Here is a 20,517-nt window from a genome sequence, read left to right on the forward strand (position 1 = left end):
CCGCTACTGGGCGGTGCTGGGTTGTGTCGCAGGCGCGGCAGGTGCCGTCGCAGGCGCGGCAGGTGCCGCAGGCGCCGGTTGCGGTGCCCCCAGTTGCGTTGCCGGTCCGGGGGCGGGCTTGCTGTCCGGATCGCGGAAGTAACGGAAGAACTCGGACTCGGGCGACAGCACCATCGTCGTTCCGGTATTGTCCAACGCGGCACCATAGGCATTCATCGAGCGGTAGAAATCGAAGAAGGCCGGGTCCCGCTTGTAGGCGTCAGCAAAGGTCGCGCTGCGCTGCGCCTCGCCCTCGCCACGCAGGATTTCCGATTCCTTCTGCGCCTCGGCGATGATCTCGACGACCTCGCGGTCGGCCCTGGCCTTGATGCGTTGCGCCGCCTCGTTGCCGCGCGCTCTCAGCCGCTCGGCTTCCGCCAGGCGTTCGGCCTTCATGCGGTCGTAGGTCTGCTGCGATACTTCCGCGGTCAGATCAGTCCGGCGGATGCGCACATCCTCGATGTCGAGGCCGAGCGACGTCGCATCCGGACGGAGCTGGTCACGCACCTCACGCATCATGACACCACGTTCTTCGGAAAGTGCCGCCTCGAAGTCGCGCAGACCGTAGACGCGGCGGAGCGCCGCATCGAGGCGCGTCCTCAACCGAGCTTCGGCGAGTTCCACCTGTCCGGACACGGCCGCTCGGAAGGTGCGCGGATCCGAGATGCGGTAGGCGATGAATGCGTCGACCTCGTAGAACTTGCCGCCGGAGACCTGGACCCGGATGTTGTCGAGGTCGAAGCGCATCACTCTCTTCTCGACCATTTGCACGCTATCGGCGTCGAAGAAGGCGAACGGTGCCTTGAAGTAGACGCCCGGCTCACTCTTGACGTCGATGATCTCACCGAATCTCAGCACGATCGCTTGCTGGCCCGCACTGACCACGAAGACCGAGGAATAGAGGAGGAACAGGAGAACGGCCGCGATGACGGCGATGATGGGAAGACGGTTGGCCATCACTGGTTACCTCCCAGCGCCGGCGCCGGCGGCGCCTTCGGCTGCAGTGCAGGCAACGGCAGATAGGGAAGCACACCCTGGCCGTTGCCCTGCTCGACGACGACCTTGTTCGAGTCCTTCAGGATCCTCTCCATCGTTTCCAGATAAAGGCGCTTGCGCGTGACGTCGGGCGCCTTGGCATATTCGTTGTAGACGGAGATGAAGCGCTGCGCCTCACCTTCGGCTTCCTGCACGACGCGGTTCTTGTAAGCGGCGGCATCCTCGCGGACCTGAGCCGCCTGGCCGCGCGCTTGGCCGAGCTTCTGGTTGGAATACTGGTTGGCCTGCTCGACGAACTTGTCCTCGTCCTGCTCGGCGCGCTGCACCTCATCGAAGGCATCGGCGACCTCGCGTGGCGGTGCTGCATCCTCGATGGAGATCGCGTTGACCTGGAGGCCCGTCTTGTAGCCGTCGAGCGTGTTCTGGATGATCTCACGCACCGAAGTGGCGATACCCTGGCGATCGTCGCGGAAAATATCCTGCGCCGGGCGCCGGCCGACGACCTCGCGCATGGCGCTTTCGGCCACTTGCGTCAGCATGCCATCGGGATCGGAGACATCGAAGAGGTAGGCCCTTGGATCGGAAACCTGATAGGCGACCGAGAACTGCACGTTGACGATGTTCTGGTCGCCGGAGAGCATCAGCCCGGAACCGCTGCTCGATCCGCCGCCGATGCTGACAAGCTGCTCGGAAATCTTGGCCGTCTCGACCGTTTCGATCGGCCACCAGTGGAAATGCAGGCCGGGCTGCGAAAGCTCCGTCTTCGGCTTGCCGAAGCGCAATTCGACCGCAACCTCGTCAGGCTGCACGGTATAGATTGCCTTGAAGGCCCAAAGCACGACCAGAGCGAGCGCGATCAGCCCGAGGACCGCCGGGCTGGCGCCGCCGCCGCCCGGAAGAGCGCGCCGCAGCCTGTCCTGGCCGCGGCGGATAATGTCCTCGAGATCGGGAGGCGAACCCGGCGGGCCGCTCGGGCCTTTCGGTCCCTGCCCCCAGGGCCCCTGATTGCCGCCGCCGCCCCATGGGCCGCCGCCACCGCTCTTGTCGTTCCAGGGCATGAATGTCCTTTCGCTTCGGTTCCCTCGGGCCTTGCGGCGCAATCCTAGCGCATGACCCCGAAAACCGGTACCGGTTTTCGGAAAGGAATCATGCGCCAAATCAAAGTTTTACAGCGGCCTTTTGCGGGTCCGGTTGGACGCGCGGCGCTGTACTGTCGTTCTTCTATAGGGACGCCGTGACGCGCTTTCAACGCGGTCTGCCGCCCGCGCCGTCCGATTTGGGCCGGCAGCGACCCTTTGTCCTCGTCACTGGCCGTCGCCGCGACGCTCATAGACGGTATAGCGCGTCGCGTGGCTGTCCTTTTCGCCCGCCGGGAAATCCTCGGAACGCACGATCCGCCAGATCGCCGGGTCGATCGGCGGAAAATGAGCGTCGCCATCGACCGCGGCCAGCACATGGGTGACATGGAGACGATCGGCGAGCGGCAAGGCCTGGGCATAGATCTCGCCGCCGCCGACCACGCAGATCTCCTCGGCGCCCGCCATGCAGCGGCCGCGCACCTTGGCCAGCGTAATCGCCTCGTCGAGCGAATGGGCGACTTCGATGCCCTCGGCGCGCCAGTCTCTGGCGCGCGTCACCACGATGTTGAGCCTGCCGGGCAGCGGCCGGCCGATGCCCTCATAAGTCTTGCGGCCCATGATGATCGGCTTGCCCATCGTGTCGGCCTTGAAGCGCTTCAGATCGCTGGAAAGCCGCCACGGCAGCCCGCCTTCGCGTCCGATCACGCCGTTCTCGGCAATGGCGACGTAGATCGCGATATCCATCAGCCGCCGTTCCCGCCATTGTCCGACGGCTCGAGCAGCAGGATGTTGATATCGTGCTCAGGATAAAAATCCTTGGCCGTCATCTCGAATGTCGTCGGGCCAACCTTGCGGACGTTGTCGCCGCAGAACGAAACCAGATTCTTGGGGCTACCCTTGTCGATGGTTAGCTTGAAATTGCCGATGCTGCCCGACGCCCAGTTTCCGCCCGTGGTGAGGATGTAAGCGATGCGGCTCTCGAAATATTTCGGATAGCCGTCGGGATTTTCCTTCGCTGCCTTGCGCACCGCGTTCTCGAACGCGCCGTCGATGCAGTAGCGGGTCTTGTAGGTGTCGTACTGCCCCTGGAACTTGCCGTCGTAATAGAAGCTGACCGATGACGTGCCGCCGACGCTGGGCTTATAGCGGTGCGAGACATGGACTTCCTTGTTGGCCGGGAAGGTCGAGCGCCACCAATAAGTCGAGCGCAATTGCCAGAACGGCGCGTAGGCGGTTTGCATGCCCGACCCGTCATCGGCAGTGTCCTCGATAATGATGCCGCGGTTTTCCCAATCCTCGGCGACATCCTTAGGCAGTTTCGCCAGAGCCGCCTTGGCCGCATCGCCGAACGGATAGAGCGGCACGTTCTGCGCCTTGAGGTCGGCCGTGATGTCGATGCCCAGCGCAAACGCCTTCTGTTCGAGCTGCGGCTTCGCGTCGACGCCGTCGATCGTCACCTCGAAGCCTAGGAAATTGTCGCTCTGCGCTTCCGGGAGCGCCGGCATCTCGTTTGGATCGCCCTCGATGTCCGGCATCGGGAAGGCAACGATGGCGCTGACGTCCTTGTCGGTGTTGTTGCGGAAGACGTAGTCGACGGTCACCTTCTCAGGCGAGATGAAAAGGTTCTCGCTTTCCATGGCGACGGCGTCGCTGCGCGACAGGATCAGGCCGCCGGTACCCAGTTCGGCGACGGAATCGTTGGCGAAGGCCGGTGCGGCCAAAAACGCCAACGCTGCGGTGAGGATGGTGCGGAACATGAATCCCCTCTCGACCGGGATCACCCCGGTATGCGCTTTCATCTAGAGCAATTCCACGAAAAGTAGCTAGAGCAGTTCAGCGTTTCTGCCAAACGATGGACTGCTGTTGCCCGCTTCAAAGGCCTTTACGTTCTGGTTGCCCAAGCCGTCTGGACACCGGCCGTCCGATCGGGCAGGAGAAGCGCTCATGCGCAACCTTCTCGTCATCGGCATCGGCGCCGGCAATCCCGATCACATGACGGTCCAGGCCATCAACGGCCTGAACCGCGCCGACGTGCTGTTCATTCCCGACAAGGGCGCGAGCAAGAACGATCTCGCCGAACTTCGCCGGCAGATCTGCGACCGCTTCGTCACCAACCCGCAATCGCGCCGCGTCGAGTTCGACGTGCCGGTTCGCGCCGAGCCGGCATCGTCCTATCGCGTGACGGTCGACGACTGGCACGAGGCGATCGCCGAGATCTATGAGCGGCTGATCCGCGACGAGCTTGCCGAGGATGGCTGCGGCGCCTTCCTGATCTGGGGCGATCCTTCGCTCTATGACAGCGCGCTGCGCATCCTGGAGCGCGTGTGCCGCAGAGGCAATGTCGGTTTCGAGCTCGAGGTCATTCCGGGCATCACCGCGATCCAGGCGCTGGCCGCGAGCCACGCGACAGCGCTCAACCGCATTGGCGATTCGATCCTGGTCACCACCGGACGCAGGCTGACTGAAGAAGGGCTGCCGGCAAACGCCGGAAGCACGGTTGTCATGCTCGACGGCAAATGCGCCTTCAACACGCTGGCCGATCAGGATGTCTTCATCCAATGGGGCGCCTATCTCGGCACGCCGGACGAGATCATCCTCTCCGGCCGGCTCGGCGATGTAGGCGCCGAGATCGAGAAGGTCCGCGAGGAAGCCAGGCGGAAAAAAGGCTGGATCATGGACACCTACCTGCTGAGGAAGCCAGGGGAGTAGGAAATAGGCAGTAGGGAATAGGCAGTGGGCCATTAGGACGATCGGAAGTTGTCGATTTCGTGCGCGTCGAGCAACAACTCTAGGACATCACAGCCTACTGCCTACTGCCTACCCGGCGTCGATCTCCGCTTGCAAAGCCTGCATATGCACCGCGGCCGCGGAAGCGGCGGCGCGCTCTATGGCCCTGAAGCGACTGACGACGGCGAGGCCTACCGCGGTCAATTGCGCGCCGCCGCCTTTCCGGCCACCGGTCTGCGCCGCAACGAGCGGCTTGCCGAACACCCGGTTCATGTCCTCGACAAGATCCCAGGCATGCTTGTACGACATCTCCATGCCGCGCGCCGCGGCCGAGATCGAACCGAAAGCGGCGATCTGTTCCAGCAACTCGATCTTACCCGGACCAATTCGTCCGTCGGGATCGAGATTTATCCGCAGGCTCAGCGATGGCATCTCTTGTCCTCCGCGATCACGTCGAGATTACCCCCTCCGCCGCCATATCGCTATTCCAAACCAACATAGCGATATTGCCCTTTCGTCAACCGTCGGCCTCTACCGGCAATCCGGGCGCGGTCGTCGCACTGTCGAAGCTCACCGTCTTGATCACCGCGAAGACCTTGCGGCCGAGCGCGAGGCGAAGGGTGTGTTTCGACTGTTCGGTGATGCGCGCCAGGACGATTGCGCCGTTGCAGTCGATGGCGATCTCCACCGTCGGGCCGACGCCCGGCCTGACTGCGGCGATCGTTCCCGCCAATATGTTGAGCGCGCTGAGGCCCGCCGGCCGTTCAGTCGCGATCATGACGTCGCGAGCGCGGATGCGGAGCCGCACCAGAGCCCCCGCCGGCCGTGGGAGGCGTGGCACGCGGATATCGCCGGCCGGCGAGCCGAGCACAGTCATGCCGAAAGCCTCGTCGTGACGCAGCACCCTGGTGTCGAGCACCGCGCCGCCCTCGCCGCGCTCCTCCGCCGGCAAAAGGTCGAGCCGCTGCATGATCGCCTCGGTCGGGCCGAAAGCCGCGACCTTGCCTTGCGAGAGCACCACCACGTCACTCGCCAGCCGCGCCACTTCGGCGACGGAATGACTGACATAGACGATCGGGATCTTCGTCTCGTCACGCAGCCGCTCGATATAGGGCAGGATCTCGGCCTTGCGCGCCTCGTCGAGCGAGGCAAGCGGCTCGTCCATCAACAGCAGTTTCGGGCTGGCAAGCAGCGCACGCCCGATCGCCACGCGCTGCTTTTCGCCACCTGACAATCTCGCCGGCCGCCGGTCGAGCAGAGGACCGATGCCGAGCAGGTCGACCACGGCGTCGATATTGGCGTAGCGTTCGGTAGCCGGCGTAAACCAGCGGCCATAGCGCAGATTGCCGGCGACGCTCATATGCGGGAAGAGCCGCGCGTCCTGGAACACCATGCCGATCCGCCGCTTGTGCATCGGCACGAACACGCTGGCGGCGGTGTCGACCAGCACGCGGCCGTCGATCGCAATCCGCCCTTTTTGCGGCCGGATCAGTCCGGCCATCAGGTTGATCAGCGTCGACTTGCCCGAACCCGAAGGCCCGAACAGCGCCGTCAGCCGGCCGGCGCTTTCGAAATTCGCTTCGATGGCGAAATCGCCGAGGCGATGATTGATGTCGACCGAGAGCGTCATTCGATGTCCATCCGCCGGCCGATCCGCCGCGCAAGGACCTCGGAGGCCACCAGCGCGACCATGGAGATGACGATCGAAATCAGCGTCAGTCTCAGCGCGCCCGCATCACCGCCCGGCACCTGCGTGAAGGTGTAGATCGCCGAGGGCAGCGTCTGCGTCTCGTTGGGGATGTTGGAGACGAAGGTGATGGTGGCGCCGAACTCGCCCATTGCCTTGGCGAAGGAGAGGATCGCGCCGGCGATCAGCCCGGGCAGGATCAACGGCAGAGTGATGGTGGCGAACACCCAGAGCGGATTGGCGCCGAGCGTGCCGGCCGCGGCCTCCATCTTGCGGTCGACCGCCTCGATCGACAGCCGGATCGCTCGTACCATCAGCGGAAAACCCATGACGCCGCAAGCGAGCGCCGCGCCCGTCCAGCGGAACGAAAAGACGATGCCGAAATGTTCGACCAGGAAAGAGCCGGCAGGTCCACGCCTGCCGAAGGTAAGCAGGAGCAGATAGCCGGTCACCACCGGCGGCAGGATCAGCGGCAGATGCACCAATCCGTTGAGCAGGGTCTTGCCCCAGAACTGCCCCCGGGCCAGCACCAGCGCGATCAGGATGCCCGGCGGCAGGCTTGCGATCATCGCCACCGTCGCCACCTTGATCGACAGCCGGACCGCATTCCATTCATCGGGAGTGAGGTCCAGCAGCCAGTTCATATGCGGTGTAAGGTCTCTCTCAGTTGCTCGGCGCGAGCACCGTAAAACCCTGTTCCTTGAAGAGCGCGGCGGCCTTGGCCGACTCGACGCACTTCAGGAAGGCAGCCGTATCCTTGTCCTTCGAATCCGCCGTCTGGGCAATCGGGTAGATGATCGGCGGGTGCGAATCCTCGGGGAAGGTTCCGACGACCTTCACGCCCTTCTCGGCATGCGCGTCGGTAGCGTAGACGATGCCGAGGACGGCCTCGCCAGTCGACACCAGCTTCAGCGCGGCGCGGACATTCTCGGCCTGCGCGACCTTGCCTTCGACGGAGGACCAGACGCCCAGCGATTCCAGCGCCGCCTTGCCGTATTTGCCGGCCGGCACCGCCTTGACGTCGCCGATTGCGAGCCTGCCATCGCCGATAAGCTTGGCGAGATCGAAACCCTTTTCCACCTTGGCTTCGACCTTGGAATCCCTCGGCGCCACCAGCACGATCTGGTTGCCGAGCAGCTTCACTTCGGTGTCCGTCTTGGTCAGCTTCTTGTCGGAAAGATATTTCATCCAGTCGAGATCGGCCGAGACGAAAACGTCTGCCGGCGCACCGCCCTCGATCTGCTTGGCGAGCGCCGAGCTTGCCGCATAGGAAATGGTCGCCGCTTCGCCAACTTCAGGCTCGCAGGCCTTGTTGACCGCATCGAGCGCGTCCTTGAGGCTCGCCGCAGCGAACACGACCACCTTGTCGTCGGCGCGAGCCGTCGGCACGGCCGCGATCAAGAGCGCCGTCAGCCCGCTGACCGCGACCGCCTTCAATCCAAAACCCTTGCCCGTCATGAAACCTCTCCCTGTCTTGAAAATTCGTTCTGCCTAATGCCTTCGATCGATATATCCGGATGAACATAACAAGGGAAGGCTTTTTACCTTCAGCACCATTGTATAGCTGGGTCCTCCCAGCCTACGATGAAGCCTATCCGATACAGCGCAGGCCAAGGAGAGGCAGATGAAGATCAGCGCCCGCAACATCCTCAAGGGCAAGGTCGTCGAGATCATCAAGGGCGCGACCACCTCGCATGTCAGGATCGACATCGGCGGCGGGGCGATCGTCACCGCTTCGATCACCAACGAGGCCGTCGCCGACCTGCAGCTCGAAAAAGGCAAGCAGGCCTATGCGGTGATCAAGGCGTCCGACGTCGTGGTCGGCATCGACTGACAGAACTGCGTTTCACCATCCAAGCGCCGGGAGCGCCTGGTATCAGACCGCGATCGGCGCCTTGATGCTGGCATCGGCGAAATAGTTTTCGAGGCGGAAATCCTCGAAGCGGAAGGCAAAAAGGTCCTTCACGTCCGGGTTGATCCACATCGTCGGCAGCGGCTTCGGCGTGCGCCGCAGCTGCTCGCGCGCCTGCTCGAAATGGTTCGAATAAAGATGCGCGTCGCCGAGCGTGTGGACGAAGTCGCCGGGCTTCAGACCGGTCACCTGTGCCACCATCAGCGTCAGCAACGCATAGGACGCGATGTTGAACGGCACGCCGAGGAAGATATCGCCCGAGCGCTGGTAGAGCTGGCAAGAGAGCCGGCCCTCCGAGACGTAGAACTGGAACAGGCAGTGGCAGGGCGGCAGCGCCATCGCTTCCACTTCGGCCGGGTTCCAGGTCGAAACGATCAGCCGTCGCGAATTGGGATTCTTGCGTATCTCCTTGAGAAGGCCAGCAATCTGGTCGATCTCGCCGCCATGCCCGTCCGGCCACGAGCGCCACTGCTTGCCGTAGACAGGGCCGAGATCGCCGTTCTCGTCGGCCCATTCGTCCCAGATGGTGACGCCGTTGTCGTTGAGATATTTGATGTTGGTGTCGCCCGCCAGGAACCACAGCAGCTCGTGGATGATCGACTTCAGATGCAGCTTCTTGGTGGTGGTGACCGGGAAGCCGCGCGAAAGGTCGAAGCGCATCTGGTAGCCGAACACCGAGCGCGTGCCGGTGCCGGTGCGGTCGCCCCGGTTGGCGCCGTTTTCCAGCACGTGCTTCAATAGGTCGAGATATTGGCGCATAGGATTCGCCTCGATTCGGGTGACATGCGATCATAGCCGACTGGCCGTCGGTCGAACACCGCAAACCCGTCACAGATATGGATCGTGCGCCAGAAAGTCCGCGGGCCGGCACGATGCGGAGCCGGCTGCCGACGGCTGTGCCTCAGAGGGAACCCAGTTTGCCCAGATCCTTGGCGACCAGGTAATAGAAGGTAACGCGGCTCTTGGTGTTGTCGGCGGCCATCGCCTTGCAGACCTTCTCAATCGAGGCGTCTGCCTTCTTGGCGTCCGCGACGCCGAGCTTCTTGCCGGCCCAATTCTCCCGGACGCGCTCGAGCTCCTTCGGGTCCGTGCAGGAGACCAGCGAGGAATCGCGGTTCCTGAGCGCGATGCCCAGATGCTTGACGATCTTCTCGACGGCGTCGGCGCTGGCGCCGGCATCGTACTTCTTCACATCCGCAAGATAGTCGGCCATCGAAATTCCCCTCGTCGGCGCCACGGATCCGATCGATGAGGCTTGTGGCGCGCCGCGCAACTTGTGCGCTAGGTCAGAGATTCCTCATCGCCGGCGGAGCTTCGATTGAGTAAGCGCGCAAGTCAACCCTTGGCTGTCGAGTTTGGCACCGGGGACAAGTGCCGGTTTGGCCTTTCATTTTCCATGATCGGTCCCTATATTCACTTCGTCGGCTTGACCGACTATGGCGATAAACAGGCGATGAAATAAGCCGTTCGGACCCGGGGGCGGTACCCGGCGCCTCCACCAAAAACTGCTCTGGATGACGGAGCGGCTTTTGCTGGGGGCGAAATAGGATCGACGAAGGTGTAAAGATCGTACTTTTGCCCGGCATTGTACCACCGTCATCGGGCTAAACTTATAGTTGCCAACGACAACTATGCGGAAGCTCGTCTCGCTGCTTAATGCAGTGCGAACGCTTCAAATCAAGCCCTAGGGGTTCGCACTTCTAGGCGGGGTTCGGAGGTACCTGGCAACAGAAACCTCCACCTTCTCCCCTTTTCTTCTTTCCCACTGAACGGCCAAGGTCCGGCGCGCATGCGTCGTCCTGCCTTGCCGTCCATCATCCATGGACAAGTCATGCAAAACGACTCCGATCGATTCTTCGTGCTGACCGGCGGTCCCGGCTCCGGCAAGACCACGCTCATCGAAGCGCTGAAGGCCATGGGCTTCGCGACGGCGCCCGAGGCGGGACGCGTCATCCGCGATCAGATGGCGATCGGCGGCCCTGCCCTTCCGTGGCAGGACCAGGCGCTCTTTGCCGAGCTGATGCTGTCATGGGAGCTGCGCTCCTGGCGCGCCGCGCATGCTAAGCCCGGCCCCGTTTTCTTTGATCGCGGCGTGCCGGACGTGATCGGCTATCTCAGGCTCTGCAGCCTGCCGGTGCCTGACCGCATCAAAAACGCGGCGGCCAAATTCCGCTATGCCCGCCGCGTCTTCATCGCGCCGCCATGGCCGAAGATCTTCACTCAGGACGAGGAGAGGAAACAGACACTCGACGAAGCCGAGCGCACCTTCCAATCGGTGGCCGAGGCCTACGCCGAACTCGGCTACAACCTTGTGCCCTTGCCCCTTACGTCGGTCGAGGAGCGTGTGCGCTTCGTCCTCGACGCGACGGATTGTTGCGGACACGGAAAAAGCCGGGCAAGCCCGGCCTTTTCCGATCTTTCGTGAGTTCTTACTCCGCCGGCGCTTCGACCGCTTCCCGCGTGCGGCCGAGAGTCACCTTGGCCAGCGTGAACGAAATCACCGCGCAAAGCGTGATGCCGGCAACCATCGGCAGCGGCGTGCCGTCGAAGAAGAGGCCCGCTACGCCCATGGCCAACGCACCTATGGCGAAGTGCAGCGTGCCCATCAACGCCGAGGCGGTGCCGGCGATCTCGCCATGCTCTTCCATGGCCAGCACGGAAGTGGTCGGGATGACCAAGCCGAGGAAACCGTAGCCAACGAAGAGCAGCGCCGCCATCACGTCGAGCCGGTCGACGCCGGAAGCCATGATCGCGAACAGCGCCACCATCACCGTGGCGTAGCCGGTCACCGCCACCCAGACGACCCGCTTCAAACCAAAGCGGTCCGCCAGCATTCCGGTCAACTGCGACATGCCGATGAAGGCGACCGCGTTGATCGAGAAGAAGACGCTGTAGACCGACGGCGACAGGCCGTAGTGGTCGATCAGGATGAAGGACGAGCTCGACAGATAGACGAAGAAGCTCGCAATGCCGAAGCCGGCGATCGCCACCAGGCCGAGGAAGTTGCGGTCACCCATCAGGTAGCGGTAACCCGCCAGCGCCGTGCCGAAAGACGAGTTGGCGCGCTCCTCCACCGACCGCGTCTCTTTCAGCGAAGTCGCGAGCAGGATGGTGGCTAAAGCCGCGGCACCCGTCACGGTCCAGAAGACTGCGCGCCAGCCAAAACTCTCGATGATCTGGCTGCCGGTCAGCGGCGCCAGGATCGGCGAGACCGAGAACACCAGCATCAGGAGCGACATCAGCTTTGCGGCCTCGTTGCCGGTGTGCAGGTCGCGCACGATGGCGCGCGGAATGGCCATGCCGGCGCTGGCGCCGAGCCCCTGCAGAAAGCGGAAGGCGATCAACCATTCGATGGAGGGCGCCATGGCCGAGCCGACGCCGCCGACCATGAACAGCGCGAGGCCGGCATAAAGCGGCAGCTTGCGCCCGACCATGTCGGAGATCGGGCCGACGACGATCTGGCCGAAGCCCATCGACAGGAAGAAGATCAAGAGGCTCATCTGCACGGCAGCCGTGCCAGCGTGCAGATCCTCACCGATCGAGGGCAGCGCGGGAAGATACATATCGATCGCGAAGGGGCCGATTGCGGACAACAAGCCGAGCACGACCGCGATGCGGAGGAATTTGGGACTCATGATAGGGCTTCTTTCGAATCTGGTTGGCGCCGCGAAGATCGGCGTCTACCCCAGGACGTTCCATCCCGTGGAAATCCGACATCTGAGGGCGAGTTCATTCGCCTCTAGAGCGAATTCATTCGTCTCTCGGGGAGCGGACTTCCCTTTGTTGTGTCCACAAATTTAGACAGGCTTGTCCAATTCGTCAATCACCACTATATAGATTTTTATGAAGCCCGGCGTTTCTCCTGACACTTTCCCGCCACGCAGCCATGAGGCCAAGCGCACATCGGTGGTCGATGCGGCCGCTTCGGTTTTTTGCCGGGAAGGCTATGCCGGCGCCAATATCGACCTGATCGCGGCCGAGGCCGGCGTCTCGCGCCAGACCGTCTACAATCACCATGGCGACAAGGAAAAGCTCTTCATGGCGGTCGTGCGCGACCTGACGGAACGCTGCAATGCCGGCATATTCGCCACCATCGCCACCTTCCCCGATCAGCCCGCCGACCTCGAATCCGATCTTGTCGCCTTCGCGGTGCGCATGAACCGCAACTGCATCTGCAACCGCGACGGCCGCTTCCTGCGCAAGCTGATCCAGGCCGAGGGCGAGCGTTATCCGGAGCTTTTTGCCGAGTGGCGCGAACAGGGGCCGGGCCGCACCTGGTCGGCGCTTGCCGCCCGCTTCGCGCGGCTTGCCTATGCCGGGCACCTGTCGATCGACGATCCGGACGTGGCGGCGCGCCAGTTCCTCGCGCTTGTCAACGCCGAGCTGCAGATAACCTTCATGCTCGGCGGCATGCCGACCGAAGAGGAAGTGCTGCGCTCGGCCACCAACGGTGTGCGCACCTTCCTCCGCGCTTTCGGCTCGCGGAAAACAACCTCCGTCAGGCAGGCCGCCCTCACCCACGCCTGAGCGATCAAATCGCCGCCACCCCCTCTTGGCCTCGGCGTTGGGCGCCTATATGCGGTTTACGCCGCGCTCAAGCTTGATTACAGCTATGCGGACGATTCAACGGAACCCGACCGTCACATGGCCGACGACCACATCCGCTACGACATTCTGGCCCAGGAGGCATTGCGCGGCGTCATGCGCAAGGTCCTGGCCGAGGTCGCGCGCACAGGCCTTCCGGGCAACCATCATTTCTTCATCACCTTCCTGACCGGCGCGCCTGGCGTGCGCATTTCCTCGCGGCTGCGCGAGCGTTATCCGGAGCAGATGACCATCGTCATCCAGTTCCAGTACTGGGACCTGAAGGTGACGGATGCCGGTTTCGAGGTGGGGCTCTCCTTCTCCGACGTGCCTGAAAAGCTCGAGATCCCCTTCTCCGCCGTGCGCGGTTTCTACGATCCTTCGGTGAATTTCGAGCTCGAATTCGACGTCAAGGCGGACAATGCCGCGGAAGACGACGACGCAGCGCCGGCCCCGGAGCTGCCGATTGCCGTCGTGGCCGAAAAGAAACCGGAATCGAAGAAAAAGACCACCGAGGCCGAGAAGAAGCCGGCCGTCGCCGATACCGGCGGCAAGAGCGCCGAGGTGGTTTCGCTCGACGCTTTTCGCAAGAAGTGAGCCGGGAGAATGGGCGAAGTCGTCAATCTCCGCCGGGCCCGCAAACAGAAAGCGCGCATCGAGAAGGAACGCCTGGCCGGCGAGAACCGGGCATTGCACGGCCGCTCCAAGGCCGAGCGCGAGCGTGACTGGCTGACGTCCGACAGGACGGAAAAATTCATGGACGGCCATCGCCGCGAGAAGCCCGGCGATCCGGACGGACGCTGAGCGCCTCCGATGGCCGCGGTCGAAAAGCGCTCGGTGACGATCCGCGGCCACCGCACTAGTTTTTCCTTGGAGCAACCTTTCTACGATGACCTCGTCACGATCGCGGCGCAGCGCTCGATTTCGCTGGCGGCCCTTGTTGCCGAGATCGACGAAACGCGAACACGCGACGCGAACCTCTCCTCCGCGCTGAGGCTCTACGTGCTGGCCTGGGCAAAGCGCGGCGGCAAGTCGCCTTGACCGGCCTCAGACCGGGTCGCCGACGCTTTGCTGCGTCTTGCGTTTGGCGCCGAAGCTGAGCAGGGCCGAACGGTCGCGTTCCTCCGCCTGCTTTTTCGACCGCACTCGCATCAGGTCCTTCCAGCCGATATAGCCGACGAGCCGTGCATCCTCGCGCGAGACGACCGGCAGATGCGAGACGTTAGCCAAGAGCAGCTTGTCGGACAGCCCTTCCAAATACTCGTCCGGATAGGCGAGCGTGACCTTGCTGCCGGTTAAAAGCTCGCCGAGCGTCGTCTTACGGTGCTTGCCGGCGCGGCGCCAGCGTAGGATCGCCGGCGGATCGATGACGCCGAGCACATGTCCGTCTTCGTTGATCACGGGGAAGCTCGGATGCCGCGTGTCCGGCGCGGTGAGGAATGCGGCTGCGCCATGCAGCGTCATCGTCGCCGGCACGCTCTCGACCTTGGCCGTCATCACTTCGCGCACCCTGGTCAGCGCGAAGGGATCGACGCGGTATTCGCGGACGAGGTGATGTCCGCGCCGCGCCACCTTTTCGGTCAGGATCGATCGCTTCATCAACAGCACGGTGACGGCATGCGCGGTTGCGCAGGCCGCGATCAGCGGGACAAGCATATGGGTGTTGCCGGTGAGCTCGACCGCGAAGAAGGTCGCGGTAAGCGGCGCGCGCATCGTGCCGCCCATGGTCGCGGCCATCGCCAGCAGCGGCCAGAAGTCCGGCGTCGCCTCGGGCAGGATGCCGGCCAGCACCGCGCCCATCGCGCCGCTCATGATCAGCAGCGGAGCCAGCACACCGCCTGACGTTCCCGAACCCAGCGCCACCGACCAGATGATGGCCTTCACCACCAGAAGCGTCAGCGCCGCGGTCGCGACGACGCGGCCATCGAGCATATTGGCGATGTTGTCGTAGCCGACACCGAGCGCCTGCGGCTCGATCAATCCGCCGATGCCGACCACGAGGCCGCCGATCATCGGCCACCACATCCAGTGTATTGACAGTTTCTGGAAGGCGTCCTCGCAGGCATAGACCAATTGCGTCAGCAGGCCCGAAAGAAGCCCGGAGGCAATGCCGACCAGCACCCAGCCGCCCAATCCGGCGATCGATGCTTCCATGCTGCCCGAAAACGGGAAGATCGGACCCGGCAGATGCAGCAGGGTGCGTTCGACCTCGGCGACGATGGCGGCGACGGCGACCGGGATGAAACTGCGCGGCGTCCATTCGAACAGCAGCAGTTCGACGGCAAGCATGATGGCGGCGATCGGCGTGCCGAAGACGGTCGTCATGCCGGCAGCCGCGCCCGCCACCAGCAGCGTCTTGCGTTCATTGTCGCTGACCGGCAGCATCTGCGCGATCAGCGAGCCGATCGCGCCGCCGGTCATGATGATCGGGCCCTCGGCACCGAACGGTCCGCCGGAACCGATCGAGATCGCCGACGACAATGGCTTCAGCACCGCAACCTTGGCGTCGAGCCGCGAGCGCCCGAGCAGGATTGCCTCGATCGCTTCGGGAATGCCGTGGCCGCGGATCTTCTCGCTGCCGAAGCGCGCCATCAGCCCGACGATGAGCGCACCGATCACGGGTACGATCACGGCGGCATAGCCGAGCGGCGTGTCCTCGAGCCTGAGCTCGGCCAACGTGAACTGGCCGAAATAGGCAATGTTGGTGGCAAGCCGGATGAGCTTCAGCAGCACGATGCCGGCAAACAGCCCGGCGGTCGCGACCACGACCGCTATCGCGGCGATGAGCAACACCCTTGGATCGGTGGTGAAGTCGCGAAGATGGCCATTACCGGCGTGAGCGGATTTCATTGGGGAGCCTGAGCTTTCTGGCGGCGCGAGTGCCGTCCGGTGTCGGGCCGCTACATATCGTACTACGATATAATTCATCAAGGGCGTTTCTCGATCATCGATCCGCGTCATTTTGGACATGGATCGCACTAGGCCCCTAGCTTCATGAGAGTTGAGCTTTGGCCGGAAAGGGCCATAAGTCGGAGAATGACGCCGCCGAAGAAACCACGTCCCGCCATCAGCCAGGCCGACTACCAGCGGCTGTCGGAGTTCCGCTACCTGATCCGCCGCTTCCTCGAATTCAGCCAGCTTCAGGCGAATGAGGCGGGCTTGACCCCGCGCCAGCACCAGGCGCTGCTGGCGATCAAGGGCTATCCCGGCGGCGGACCTGTGGCGGTGGGCGATCTGGCGGAGCGGTTGCGCATCCGCCACCACAGCGCCGTCGAACTGGTGAACCGGCTGAGCGAGGCCGGACTGGTCATAAGGGATCAGGACAAGGCCGACCACCGCCGCGTGCTGCTGCAACTTACCCCTCTCGCCGACGATCGCCTGGCCGAATTGTCGGCCGCCCATCTCGACGAGCTTTCGCGGATCGAGCCTATGCTCAGGCGCCTGCTCTTTCGTCAGGAGCCGTCCTAATCGACAAGGCGGCGCGGCCGAATGCCAGACCCGCGGCTTCGGTGGATAGGCCTCAACCGCCGTCCAGCGATTTCAGCAGATTGTCGATCGTGAACGGGTTGGCCTTGGGTTTCGGCGACTCTGGAGCGGAACTGTCGTTGACGCCGGGAAGCGACCGGTCGGCCTTCGGCGCCTGCTCGGTCGCCTTGCGCTCTGCTTCCAGTCTCGCTTGCTCGGCTTTCTTGCGATCGGCCTCCAGCCTCGCCTGCTCCGCCTTCTTGCGCTCCGCCTCGGCCTGGGCCTTCGCCGCTTCGTCAGTTGCTCGTTGTTCTGCCTTTGCCTTAGCGTCGGCTTCCGCTTCTGCCTTGGCATCAGCCTCCGCCTTGGCGCGTGCCTCAGCCTCGGCCTGAGCCTTGGCGTCGGCCTCCGCCTTGGCCCTCGCCTCGGCTTCCGCTTTTGCCTGCGCCTCTGCCTCGGCTTTCGCCCTGGCTTCGGCCTCGGCTTTCTGCCGCGCCTCCTCCTCTTGCCGGCGCAATTCCTCGGCCGCCCGGTCGCGCTCCGTCTGCAGGGCAGCGTAGTAGCGCACCTCGCGCCGCAGCCTCTGCTTCTCGAGCAGCGCCGCCTGCATCGCCTCGACCCGTTGCTGCTCTTTCTCCAGCGCGCGCTGGGTCAGGAACTGCGCCAACGGCGCGCTGTCGAACTGGGGCGCCGTCGCCCCGAGCGCGCCGGCGAGGCTGAAATTCACGGCCGGTTCGGAGCCGACCAGCGCCTCGTCGCCTGGTCGATAGGTGATCGCGCCCTTTGCTGTGACGGTGCTGGTGCTGAGGTCAGCCATCACGTCCGCCGACAGTGTCGCTGCCGGGTTGTCGAGGCTGATCGGCGGCGCCCGGAGCGTGCCGTTGGCAACGGTGAAGGCGATGTCGGTGTCACCGGCCGTGAAACTGCCCTCGCCGGCGATCTCAGGCGCGAAGCCGGCGGTCTTGGCGGCATCGATGTCGCGTCCGATTGCATCGGCCTTAGCGATGACAGGGGCAAAGGCATCGGGATTGATGCCGGCGATGGCCAGTCCCTTCAGCGCCGCCGTGCCGGACCCGGACAGGGCGGCGATCATCGCATCCACAGACTTGCCGCTGGTCGACAGCGCTGCCGAAATGTCGCCGCTGCCGCCGATGCCTGACCCCGGCAGCACTGTGGAAAGATCACTGCCGGCCAGTTTCAACTGCCCCGAAAACAGGCCGGTGCCGTCGGTGTTCTTCAGCTCAAACAGGCCGGTCAGCGTGCCGCCGTAGAGCTTGGCCTTGAGGTCCGAGACATGGATGCCTTCCCGGTCGAGCTTCAGCGACAGCGCCGCGTCATGCGCGGTGGCGAACGGTCCGGCGGCAAGCGCCGCCGTGTTGAGGTCGAGATCGGCGCTGAACGGCAGGGTCGACTTCTGGCTGAACGGCGCGGTTGGCCAGCCGCCGCCTTTCGCGGCAAGGAAGGACTGATCGCCGAACAGCGACACCGCCAGCGGATCGAGGTCGAGCTCATCGAGTGCCAGCGCACCGGCAAGATGCGGCAGCCCATCCTTGCCGTCGACATTGACGTCGCCCGACACTGCGGCCTTGTTGATCGCGCCGGTCAGTCCGCTCAACACCAGAAGCCCATTGCCGAAATCGGCATCGGCGGCGAGCGATGCCGACGTGCCGGTGCCCATGCCCGGCAGCCCGACGCCTGTCGTCATCAGCCATGGCTCGATATCGGCGGCGTCGAGATTGACCTTGCCCTTGGCGGTGGCGCCTTGCTGCGTCTCGGCGACGGTCCCGTCGAAGCTCGCCCTGAAATCGTCAGCCGTGAGATTGAAGCTGGTCGCCAGACCGCCGCTCAACGAGCCCTTCGCCGAAAGATCGGTGGTCGCCTGTCCAAGCATGCCGAGCGGCAGCGCCGGCAGGCCATAAAGCGCAAGCAGCGTGGCGGCGTTCTGGTTGCGAGCGTTGAAGGTCAGCGCGACCGGCGCCTCCAGAAGCCGAGCCGCAGTGCCCTTGCCCGAGAGCGAAGCCGAGAAGGCGGAGCCGCCGGCCTTGCCTTGCGCGGAGAGCGCGAGCCCGGTAGTGCCGTCGCCATTGTCGGCCGCACTGGTTACCAGGTCGACACGGGCGTCCTGGAACAATTCGGGATAAGCAGCCGCACGGGTGGCCAGACCCTTCAGAACCGGATTGTCCGGATAATGCTGTGCCGCGACATCGATGAGCGGCTTGAGATCCACGGCCACGACGGATGCGTCGAGCTTGCCGGTCGGGCTTTCCGGAAAGTCCTTGATACGCCCTGTGGCGCTGATCGAGGCGCCGGCAAGCCCGCCGACCGAGAGCCGGTCGATTTCGAGCAGGCCCTCACGCAGCCTCAACGCCGTATCCACCGTGTCGGCCGTCAGGCCGCCGGCGCTGACCGGGCCCGCCTTGATCTGGAAATCGAGGTCGCGGTCGGAGAAACGGTTGGCGCCCTTGTCGCTGACGAAGATCGAGGCGAAAGCCGCCAGCCCGTCGACGTCGAGCTCGCCGCCTTCCAGCCGCATCAGCACCGAGGGCCTGGCGCCATCGGGCTGGCTGGAATCGATGCTGCCCGAGAACTTCGCCTTGCCGAGGATGAGCTCGAGATCGCTGAAGGACTGCCGGTTCGCGCTGAGATCGACCTTGGCCTTGAACCCTGCCGCCGGCAGACGGCGGATCGCGTCGTCGACATCCTTCGACAGCCAGGCCGCGAAACCGGAGGGCTGTCCGACGGCAAGCAGCAGGGAGCCCGTGAAGCCGAAATGGTCCTCGACGCTCAGCATGCCGTCGGCTTCGAGCGTCGCGCGGCCCGGCAGTGTCGCGGCAAGCGACTTCACCGACCAGCCGCCCTCGACCGGCTCCGCCGAAAGCCGCACGTCGCGCACTGTCGTGTCGCCCGCCACCACCGCCGGCAGCCTGACCTCGACCGTGCCCGGTATCGTCGGCTTCGGCATGTGCAGCAGCGTCTGCTCGAATGCCGCGATGCGCTGATCGAGCGTCAGCCCGGTTCCAGCGGATGCGCCCACCGCCTCGTCGAACTGCACCTGCGCCCCGCTCGCTTCGATCGCGAAATGCGGCTTGAGGCCGAGATCGACCGACGCCTTGCCATCGGCGGTGTAGGGATTGTCGAGCGGCCCGGTCTCGAAGCGGAATTCGTCGACGCCGAGCTTCTGATGGTCGAGAGCGAATTTGCCGTTCAATCGGAAGCCAGGATCGGGCTTGCCGGTGCTGACTTTCACAGGTTCGCCGTCAGTACCACGCAATTCGGCCGAGTTCCTGTCGGCTCCAGAAATCTTGAACTGGCCGGAATAGACTGCCGCGCCCTTGACGATGCCGGCATTGCCGTCGGTCTCGATGACCAGCGGATAGGCATCCGGATCGGCCTTCAGCCTGAGCCGCATCTGGCCGTCTGCTTCCACCCTGCCGGTAGAGGCCGAGACTTCCGTGCGCAGGCCGTCGAAGCGCAGCGTGCCGTCCATCCGCCATGGGCCGGCAAGCGACTTGGCCGAAATGGTCGAGTTGATCTCGGAGATAAAATGGCTGCGCCCGCCGGCGGCATGGCGCAGTTCGATCTGCCCTTCGGTCACCGTCAGCTTCTCGATCGCGATCTGGCCCGGATCGAAGCGCGTCGACGGCCGGATGGCCCAATCGACCGTGCCGTCGCCGGCGACGTCGATCGTCGCCTTCGGGTGCACCAGCCGCATGTCGAAGATCAGCAGCTCGCCGCGCAGGAAAGGCGCAAGCTCCGCATCCATGGAGAAGGTCTCCATCGTCATCGCCGGCTGGCGGTCAGGGCCGCCGGCGACCTCGACATTGGAGAAGGTCACCGAAGGAAACGGCAGAAGGCGCGCGGTCGCATCGCCTTTGACGGTCACCTTGCGGCCGAGGATGGTGCTCGCCTCGCGCTCGAAATCGGCGCGATAGCCGGTCCAGTCGATGAAATACGGCACCACCAGCGCCGCGCACAGCACCAGCACGAACAGCCCACCGAAGATCACGAACAGGCGTGCGAGCATTTTC

The 20,517-nt window shown here is 64.1% G+C and carries 21 protein-coding genes and 1 other RNA gene; 9 read left to right on the forward strand and 13 right to left on the reverse strand.

Annotated elements, in window-relative coordinates; translation table 11 throughout:
- Nucleotides 1-3 precede the first annotated feature (3 nt).
- The 4 genes from hflC to AU465_RS07735 all read right to left on the reverse strand — a co-directional run bounded on the left by hflC (nt 4) and on the right by AU465_RS07735 (nt 3,871).
- Complete coding sequence (hflC, locus tag AU465_RS07720; RefSeq protein WP_192245529.1) at nt 4-996, reverse strand: protease modulator HflC; 993 nt, start codon at nt 994-996, stop codon at nt 4-6.
- Nucleotides 996-2,093, reverse strand: coding sequence for an FtsH protease activity modulator HflK (gene hflK / locus AU465_RS07725; protein ID WP_192245531.1), 1,098 nt, complete (start codon nt 2,091-2,093; stop codon nt 996-998). Before hflK ends, hflC begins: the two co-directional genes overlap by 1 nt.
- A 246-nt stretch (nt 2,094-2,339) precedes the next feature.
- Nucleotides 2,340-2,858: a dihydrofolate reductase gene (locus tag AU465_RS07730; protein WP_192245533.1), complete on the reverse strand. Its 519-nt coding sequence runs from the start codon at nt 2,856-2,858 to the stop codon at nt 2,340-2,342.
- Nucleotides 2,858-3,871 carry a DUF4424 domain-containing protein gene (locus AU465_RS07735; protein WP_192245605.1) on the reverse strand — a complete coding sequence of 338 codons (1,014 nt, stop codon included), beginning with the start codon at nt 3,869-3,871 and terminating at the stop codon, nt 2,858-2,860. Before AU465_RS07735 ends, AU465_RS07730 begins: the two co-directional genes overlap by 1 nt.
- A 187-nt stretch (nt 3,872-4,058) precedes the next feature.
- On the opposite strand from AU465_RS07735, the gene cobF reads away from it, so the two are divergent.
- Nucleotides 4,059-4,823, forward strand: coding sequence for a precorrin-6A synthase (deacetylating) (gene cobF, locus AU465_RS07740; protein WP_192245535.1), 765 nt, complete (start codon nt 4,059-4,061; stop codon nt 4,821-4,823).
- A gap of 108 nt (nt 4,824-4,931) precedes the next feature.
- Here the strand turns inward: cobF and AU465_RS07745 are convergent, their stop codons facing one another.
- The 4 genes from AU465_RS07745 to modA form a co-directional block, all read right to left on the reverse strand.
- Nucleotides 4,932-5,273, reverse strand: coding sequence for a winged helix-turn-helix domain-containing protein (locus AU465_RS07745; protein ID WP_066990897.1), 342 nt, complete (start codon nt 5,271-5,273; stop codon nt 4,932-4,934).
- Between the two features lie 85 nt (nt 5,274-5,358).
- Nucleotides 5,359-6,471, reverse strand: a complete 1,113-nt coding sequence (modC, locus tag AU465_RS07750) for a molybdenum ABC transporter ATP-binding protein (protein ID WP_192245537.1) — start codon at nt 6,469-6,471, stop codon at nt 5,359-5,361.
- The gene (modB, locus tag AU465_RS07755) at nt 6,468-7,172 is read right to left on the reverse strand and encodes a molybdate ABC transporter permease subunit (protein ID WP_192245539.1); all 705 of its coding nucleotides are present in this window, start codon (nt 7,170-7,172) and stop codon (nt 6,468-6,470) included. The genes modC and modB overlap by 4 nt, the downstream gene beginning before the upstream one ends.
- 19 nt (nt 7,173-7,191) lie before the next feature.
- On the reverse strand, nt 7,192-7,986 hold the full coding sequence (gene modA, locus AU465_RS07760; protein WP_192245541.1) for a molybdate ABC transporter substrate-binding protein: 795 nt from the start codon (nt 7,984-7,986) through the stop codon (nt 7,192-7,194).
- Between the two features lie 166 nt (nt 7,987-8,152).
- On the opposite strand from modA, the gene AU465_RS07765 reads away from it, so the two are divergent.
- Nucleotides 8,153-8,362: a TOBE domain-containing protein gene (locus AU465_RS07765; RefSeq protein WP_192245543.1), complete on the forward strand. Its 210-nt coding sequence runs from the start codon at nt 8,153-8,155 to the stop codon at nt 8,360-8,362.
- A gap of 42 nt (nt 8,363-8,404) precedes the next feature.
- On the opposite strand, the gene AU465_RS07770 is transcribed toward AU465_RS07765, so the two are convergent.
- Both AU465_RS07770 and AU465_RS07775 read right to left on the reverse strand, forming a co-directional pair.
- Nucleotides 8,405-9,199 carry a thymidylate synthase gene (locus AU465_RS07770; protein ID WP_192245545.1) on the reverse strand — a complete coding sequence of 265 codons (795 nt, stop codon included), beginning with the start codon at nt 9,197-9,199 and terminating at the stop codon, nt 8,405-8,407.
- 142 nt (nt 9,200-9,341) lie between these two features.
- Complete coding sequence (locus AU465_RS07775) at nt 9,342-9,653, reverse strand: DUF2853 family protein (protein WP_192245547.1); 312 nt, start codon at nt 9,651-9,653, stop codon at nt 9,342-9,344.
- Between the two features lie 168 nt (nt 9,654-9,821).
- Here AU465_RS07775 and ssrA point away from each other — a divergent pair.
- Together ssrA and AU465_RS07785 are read left to right on the forward strand one after the other, a co-directional pair.
- Nucleotides 9,822-10,182, forward strand: a transfer-messenger RNA (tmRNA) gene (gene ssrA, locus AU465_RS07780).
- Nucleotides 10,183-10,271: 89 nt separating this feature from the next.
- Entirely contained in the window at nt 10,272-10,865 is a 594-nt protein-coding gene (locus tag AU465_RS07785; RefSeq protein WP_192245549.1) for an AAA family ATPase, read from the forward strand.
- Between the two features lie 4 nt (nt 10,866-10,869).
- On the opposite strand, the gene AU465_RS07790 is transcribed toward AU465_RS07785, so the two are convergent.
- Nucleotides 10,870-12,075, reverse strand: a complete 1,206-nt coding sequence (locus AU465_RS07790; protein WP_192245551.1) for a multidrug effflux MFS transporter — start codon at nt 12,073-12,075, stop codon at nt 10,870-10,872.
- 208 nt (nt 12,076-12,283) lie between these two features.
- Between AU465_RS07790 and AU465_RS07795 the strand changes: the two genes are divergently transcribed.
- The 4 genes from AU465_RS07795 to AU465_RS07810 all read left to right on the forward strand — a co-directional run bounded on the left by AU465_RS07795 (nt 12,284) and on the right by AU465_RS07810 (nt 14,065).
- Nucleotides 12,284-12,967, forward strand: coding sequence for a TetR/AcrR family transcriptional regulator (locus AU465_RS07795; RefSeq protein WP_192245553.1), 684 nt, complete (start codon nt 12,284-12,286; stop codon nt 12,965-12,967).
- Between the two features lie 117 nt (nt 12,968-13,084).
- The gene (locus AU465_RS07800) at nt 13,085-13,621 is read left to right on the forward strand and encodes an SspB family protein (protein ID WP_192245555.1); all 537 of its coding nucleotides are present in this window, start codon (nt 13,085-13,087) and stop codon (nt 13,619-13,621) included.
- Between the two features lie 9 nt (nt 13,622-13,630).
- Nucleotides 13,631-13,828: a DUF4169 family protein gene (locus tag AU465_RS07805; protein WP_192245557.1), complete on the forward strand. Its 198-nt coding sequence runs from the start codon at nt 13,631-13,633 to the stop codon at nt 13,826-13,828.
- A 9-nt stretch (nt 13,829-13,837) separates the two neighbouring features.
- Nucleotides 13,838-14,065, forward strand: coding sequence for a ribbon-helix-helix domain-containing protein (locus AU465_RS07810; protein ID WP_192245559.1), 228 nt, complete (start codon nt 13,838-13,840; stop codon nt 14,063-14,065).
- 6 nt (nt 14,066-14,071) lie between these two features.
- Here the strand turns inward: AU465_RS07810 and AU465_RS07815 are convergent, their stop codons facing one another.
- Nucleotides 14,072-15,874: a chloride channel protein gene (locus tag AU465_RS07815; protein WP_192245561.1), complete on the reverse strand. Its 1,803-nt coding sequence runs from the start codon at nt 15,872-15,874 to the stop codon at nt 14,072-14,074.
- 186 nt (nt 15,875-16,060) lie between these two features.
- Between AU465_RS07815 and AU465_RS07820 the strand changes: the two genes are divergently transcribed.
- Nucleotides 16,061-16,492, forward strand: coding sequence for a MarR family winged helix-turn-helix transcriptional regulator (locus AU465_RS07820; protein ID WP_192245563.1), 432 nt, complete (start codon nt 16,061-16,063; stop codon nt 16,490-16,492).
- Nucleotides 16,493-16,544: 52 nt separating this feature from the next.
- Here AU465_RS07820 and AU465_RS07825 read toward each other — a convergent pair whose 3' ends face one another.
- Nucleotides 16,545-20,513, reverse strand: a complete 3,969-nt coding sequence (locus AU465_RS07825; RefSeq protein WP_192245565.1) for an AsmA family protein — start codon at nt 20,511-20,513, stop codon at nt 16,545-16,547.
- Nucleotides 20,514-20,517 lie beyond the last annotated feature (4 nt).

Origin of the sequence: Mesorhizobium silamurunense, from assembly GCF_014843905.1 — a bacterium.
In the GTDB taxonomy this organism is placed as follows: Bacteria; Pseudomonadota; Alphaproteobacteria; order Rhizobiales; family Rhizobiaceae; genus Mesorhizobium; species Mesorhizobium silamurunense.

Coding starts and splice junctions, on each gene's coding strand:
- AU465_RS07745 (WP_066990897.1), bottom strand. CDS start 5,273: ATGCCATCGCTGAGCCTGCGGATAAATCTCGATCCCGACGGACGAATT.
- AU465_RS07790 (WP_192245551.1), bottom strand. CDS start 12,075: ATGAGTCCCAAATTCCTCCGCATCGCGGTCGTGCTCGGCTTGTTGTCC.
- AU465_RS07785 (WP_192245549.1), top strand. CDS start 10,272: ATGCAAAACGACTCCGATCGATTCTTCGTGCTGACCGGCGGTCCCGGC.
- modA (WP_192245541.1), bottom strand. CDS start 7,986: ATGACGGGCAAGGGTTTTGGATTGAAGGCGGTCGCGGTCAGCGGGCTG.
- AU465_RS07795 (WP_192245553.1), top strand. CDS start 12,284: ATGAAGCCCGGCGTTTCTCCTGACACTTTCCCGCCACGCAGCCATGAG.
- modB (WP_192245539.1), bottom strand. CDS start 7,172: ATGAACTGGCTGCTGGACCTCACTCCCGATGAATGGAATGCGGTCCGG.
- AU465_RS07735 (WP_192245605.1), bottom strand. CDS start 3,871: ATGTTCCGCACCATCCTCACCGCAGCGTTGGCGTTTTTGGCCGCACCG.
- AU465_RS07775 (WP_192245547.1), bottom strand. CDS start 9,653: ATGGCCGACTATCTTGCGGATGTGAAGAAGTACGATGCCGGCGCCAGC.
- hflC (WP_192245529.1), bottom strand. CDS start 996: ATGGCCAACCGTCTTCCCATCATCGCCGTCATCGCGGCCGTTCTCCTG.
- AU465_RS07800 (WP_192245555.1), top strand. CDS start 13,085: ATGGCCGACGACCACATCCGCTACGACATTCTGGCCCAGGAGGCATTG.
- AU465_RS07815 (WP_192245561.1), bottom strand. CDS start 15,874: ATGAAATCCGCTCACGCCGGTAATGGCCATCTTCGCGACTTCACCACC.
- modC (WP_192245537.1), bottom strand. CDS start 6,471: ATGACGCTCTCGGTCGACATCAATCATCGCCTCGGCGATTTCGCCATC.
- AU465_RS07770 (WP_192245545.1), bottom strand. CDS start 9,199: ATGCGCCAATATCTCGACCTATTGAAGCACGTGCTGGAAAACGGCGCC.
- AU465_RS07805 (WP_192245557.1), top strand. CDS start 13,631: ATGGGCGAAGTCGTCAATCTCCGCCGGGCCCGCAAACAGAAAGCGCGC.
- AU465_RS07810 (WP_192245559.1), top strand. CDS start 13,838: ATGGCCGCGGTCGAAAAGCGCTCGGTGACGATCCGCGGCCACCGCACT.
- hflK (WP_192245531.1), bottom strand. CDS start 2,093: ATGCCCTGGAACGACAAGAGCGGTGGCGGCGGCCCATGGGGCGGCGGC.
- cobF (WP_192245535.1), top strand. CDS start 4,059: ATGCGCAACCTTCTCGTCATCGGCATCGGCGCCGGCAATCCCGATCAC.
- AU465_RS07825 (WP_192245565.1), bottom strand. CDS start 20,513: ATGCTCGCACGCCTGTTCGTGATCTTCGGTGGGCTGTTCGTGCTGGTG.
- AU465_RS07765 (WP_192245543.1), top strand. CDS start 8,153: ATGAAGATCAGCGCCCGCAACATCCTCAAGGGCAAGGTCGTCGAGATC.
- AU465_RS07730 (WP_192245533.1), bottom strand. CDS start 2,858: ATGGATATCGCGATCTACGTCGCCATTGCCGAGAACGGCGTGATCGGA.
- AU465_RS07820 (WP_192245563.1), top strand. CDS start 16,061: ATGACGCCGCCGAAGAAACCACGTCCCGCCATCAGCCAGGCCGACTAC.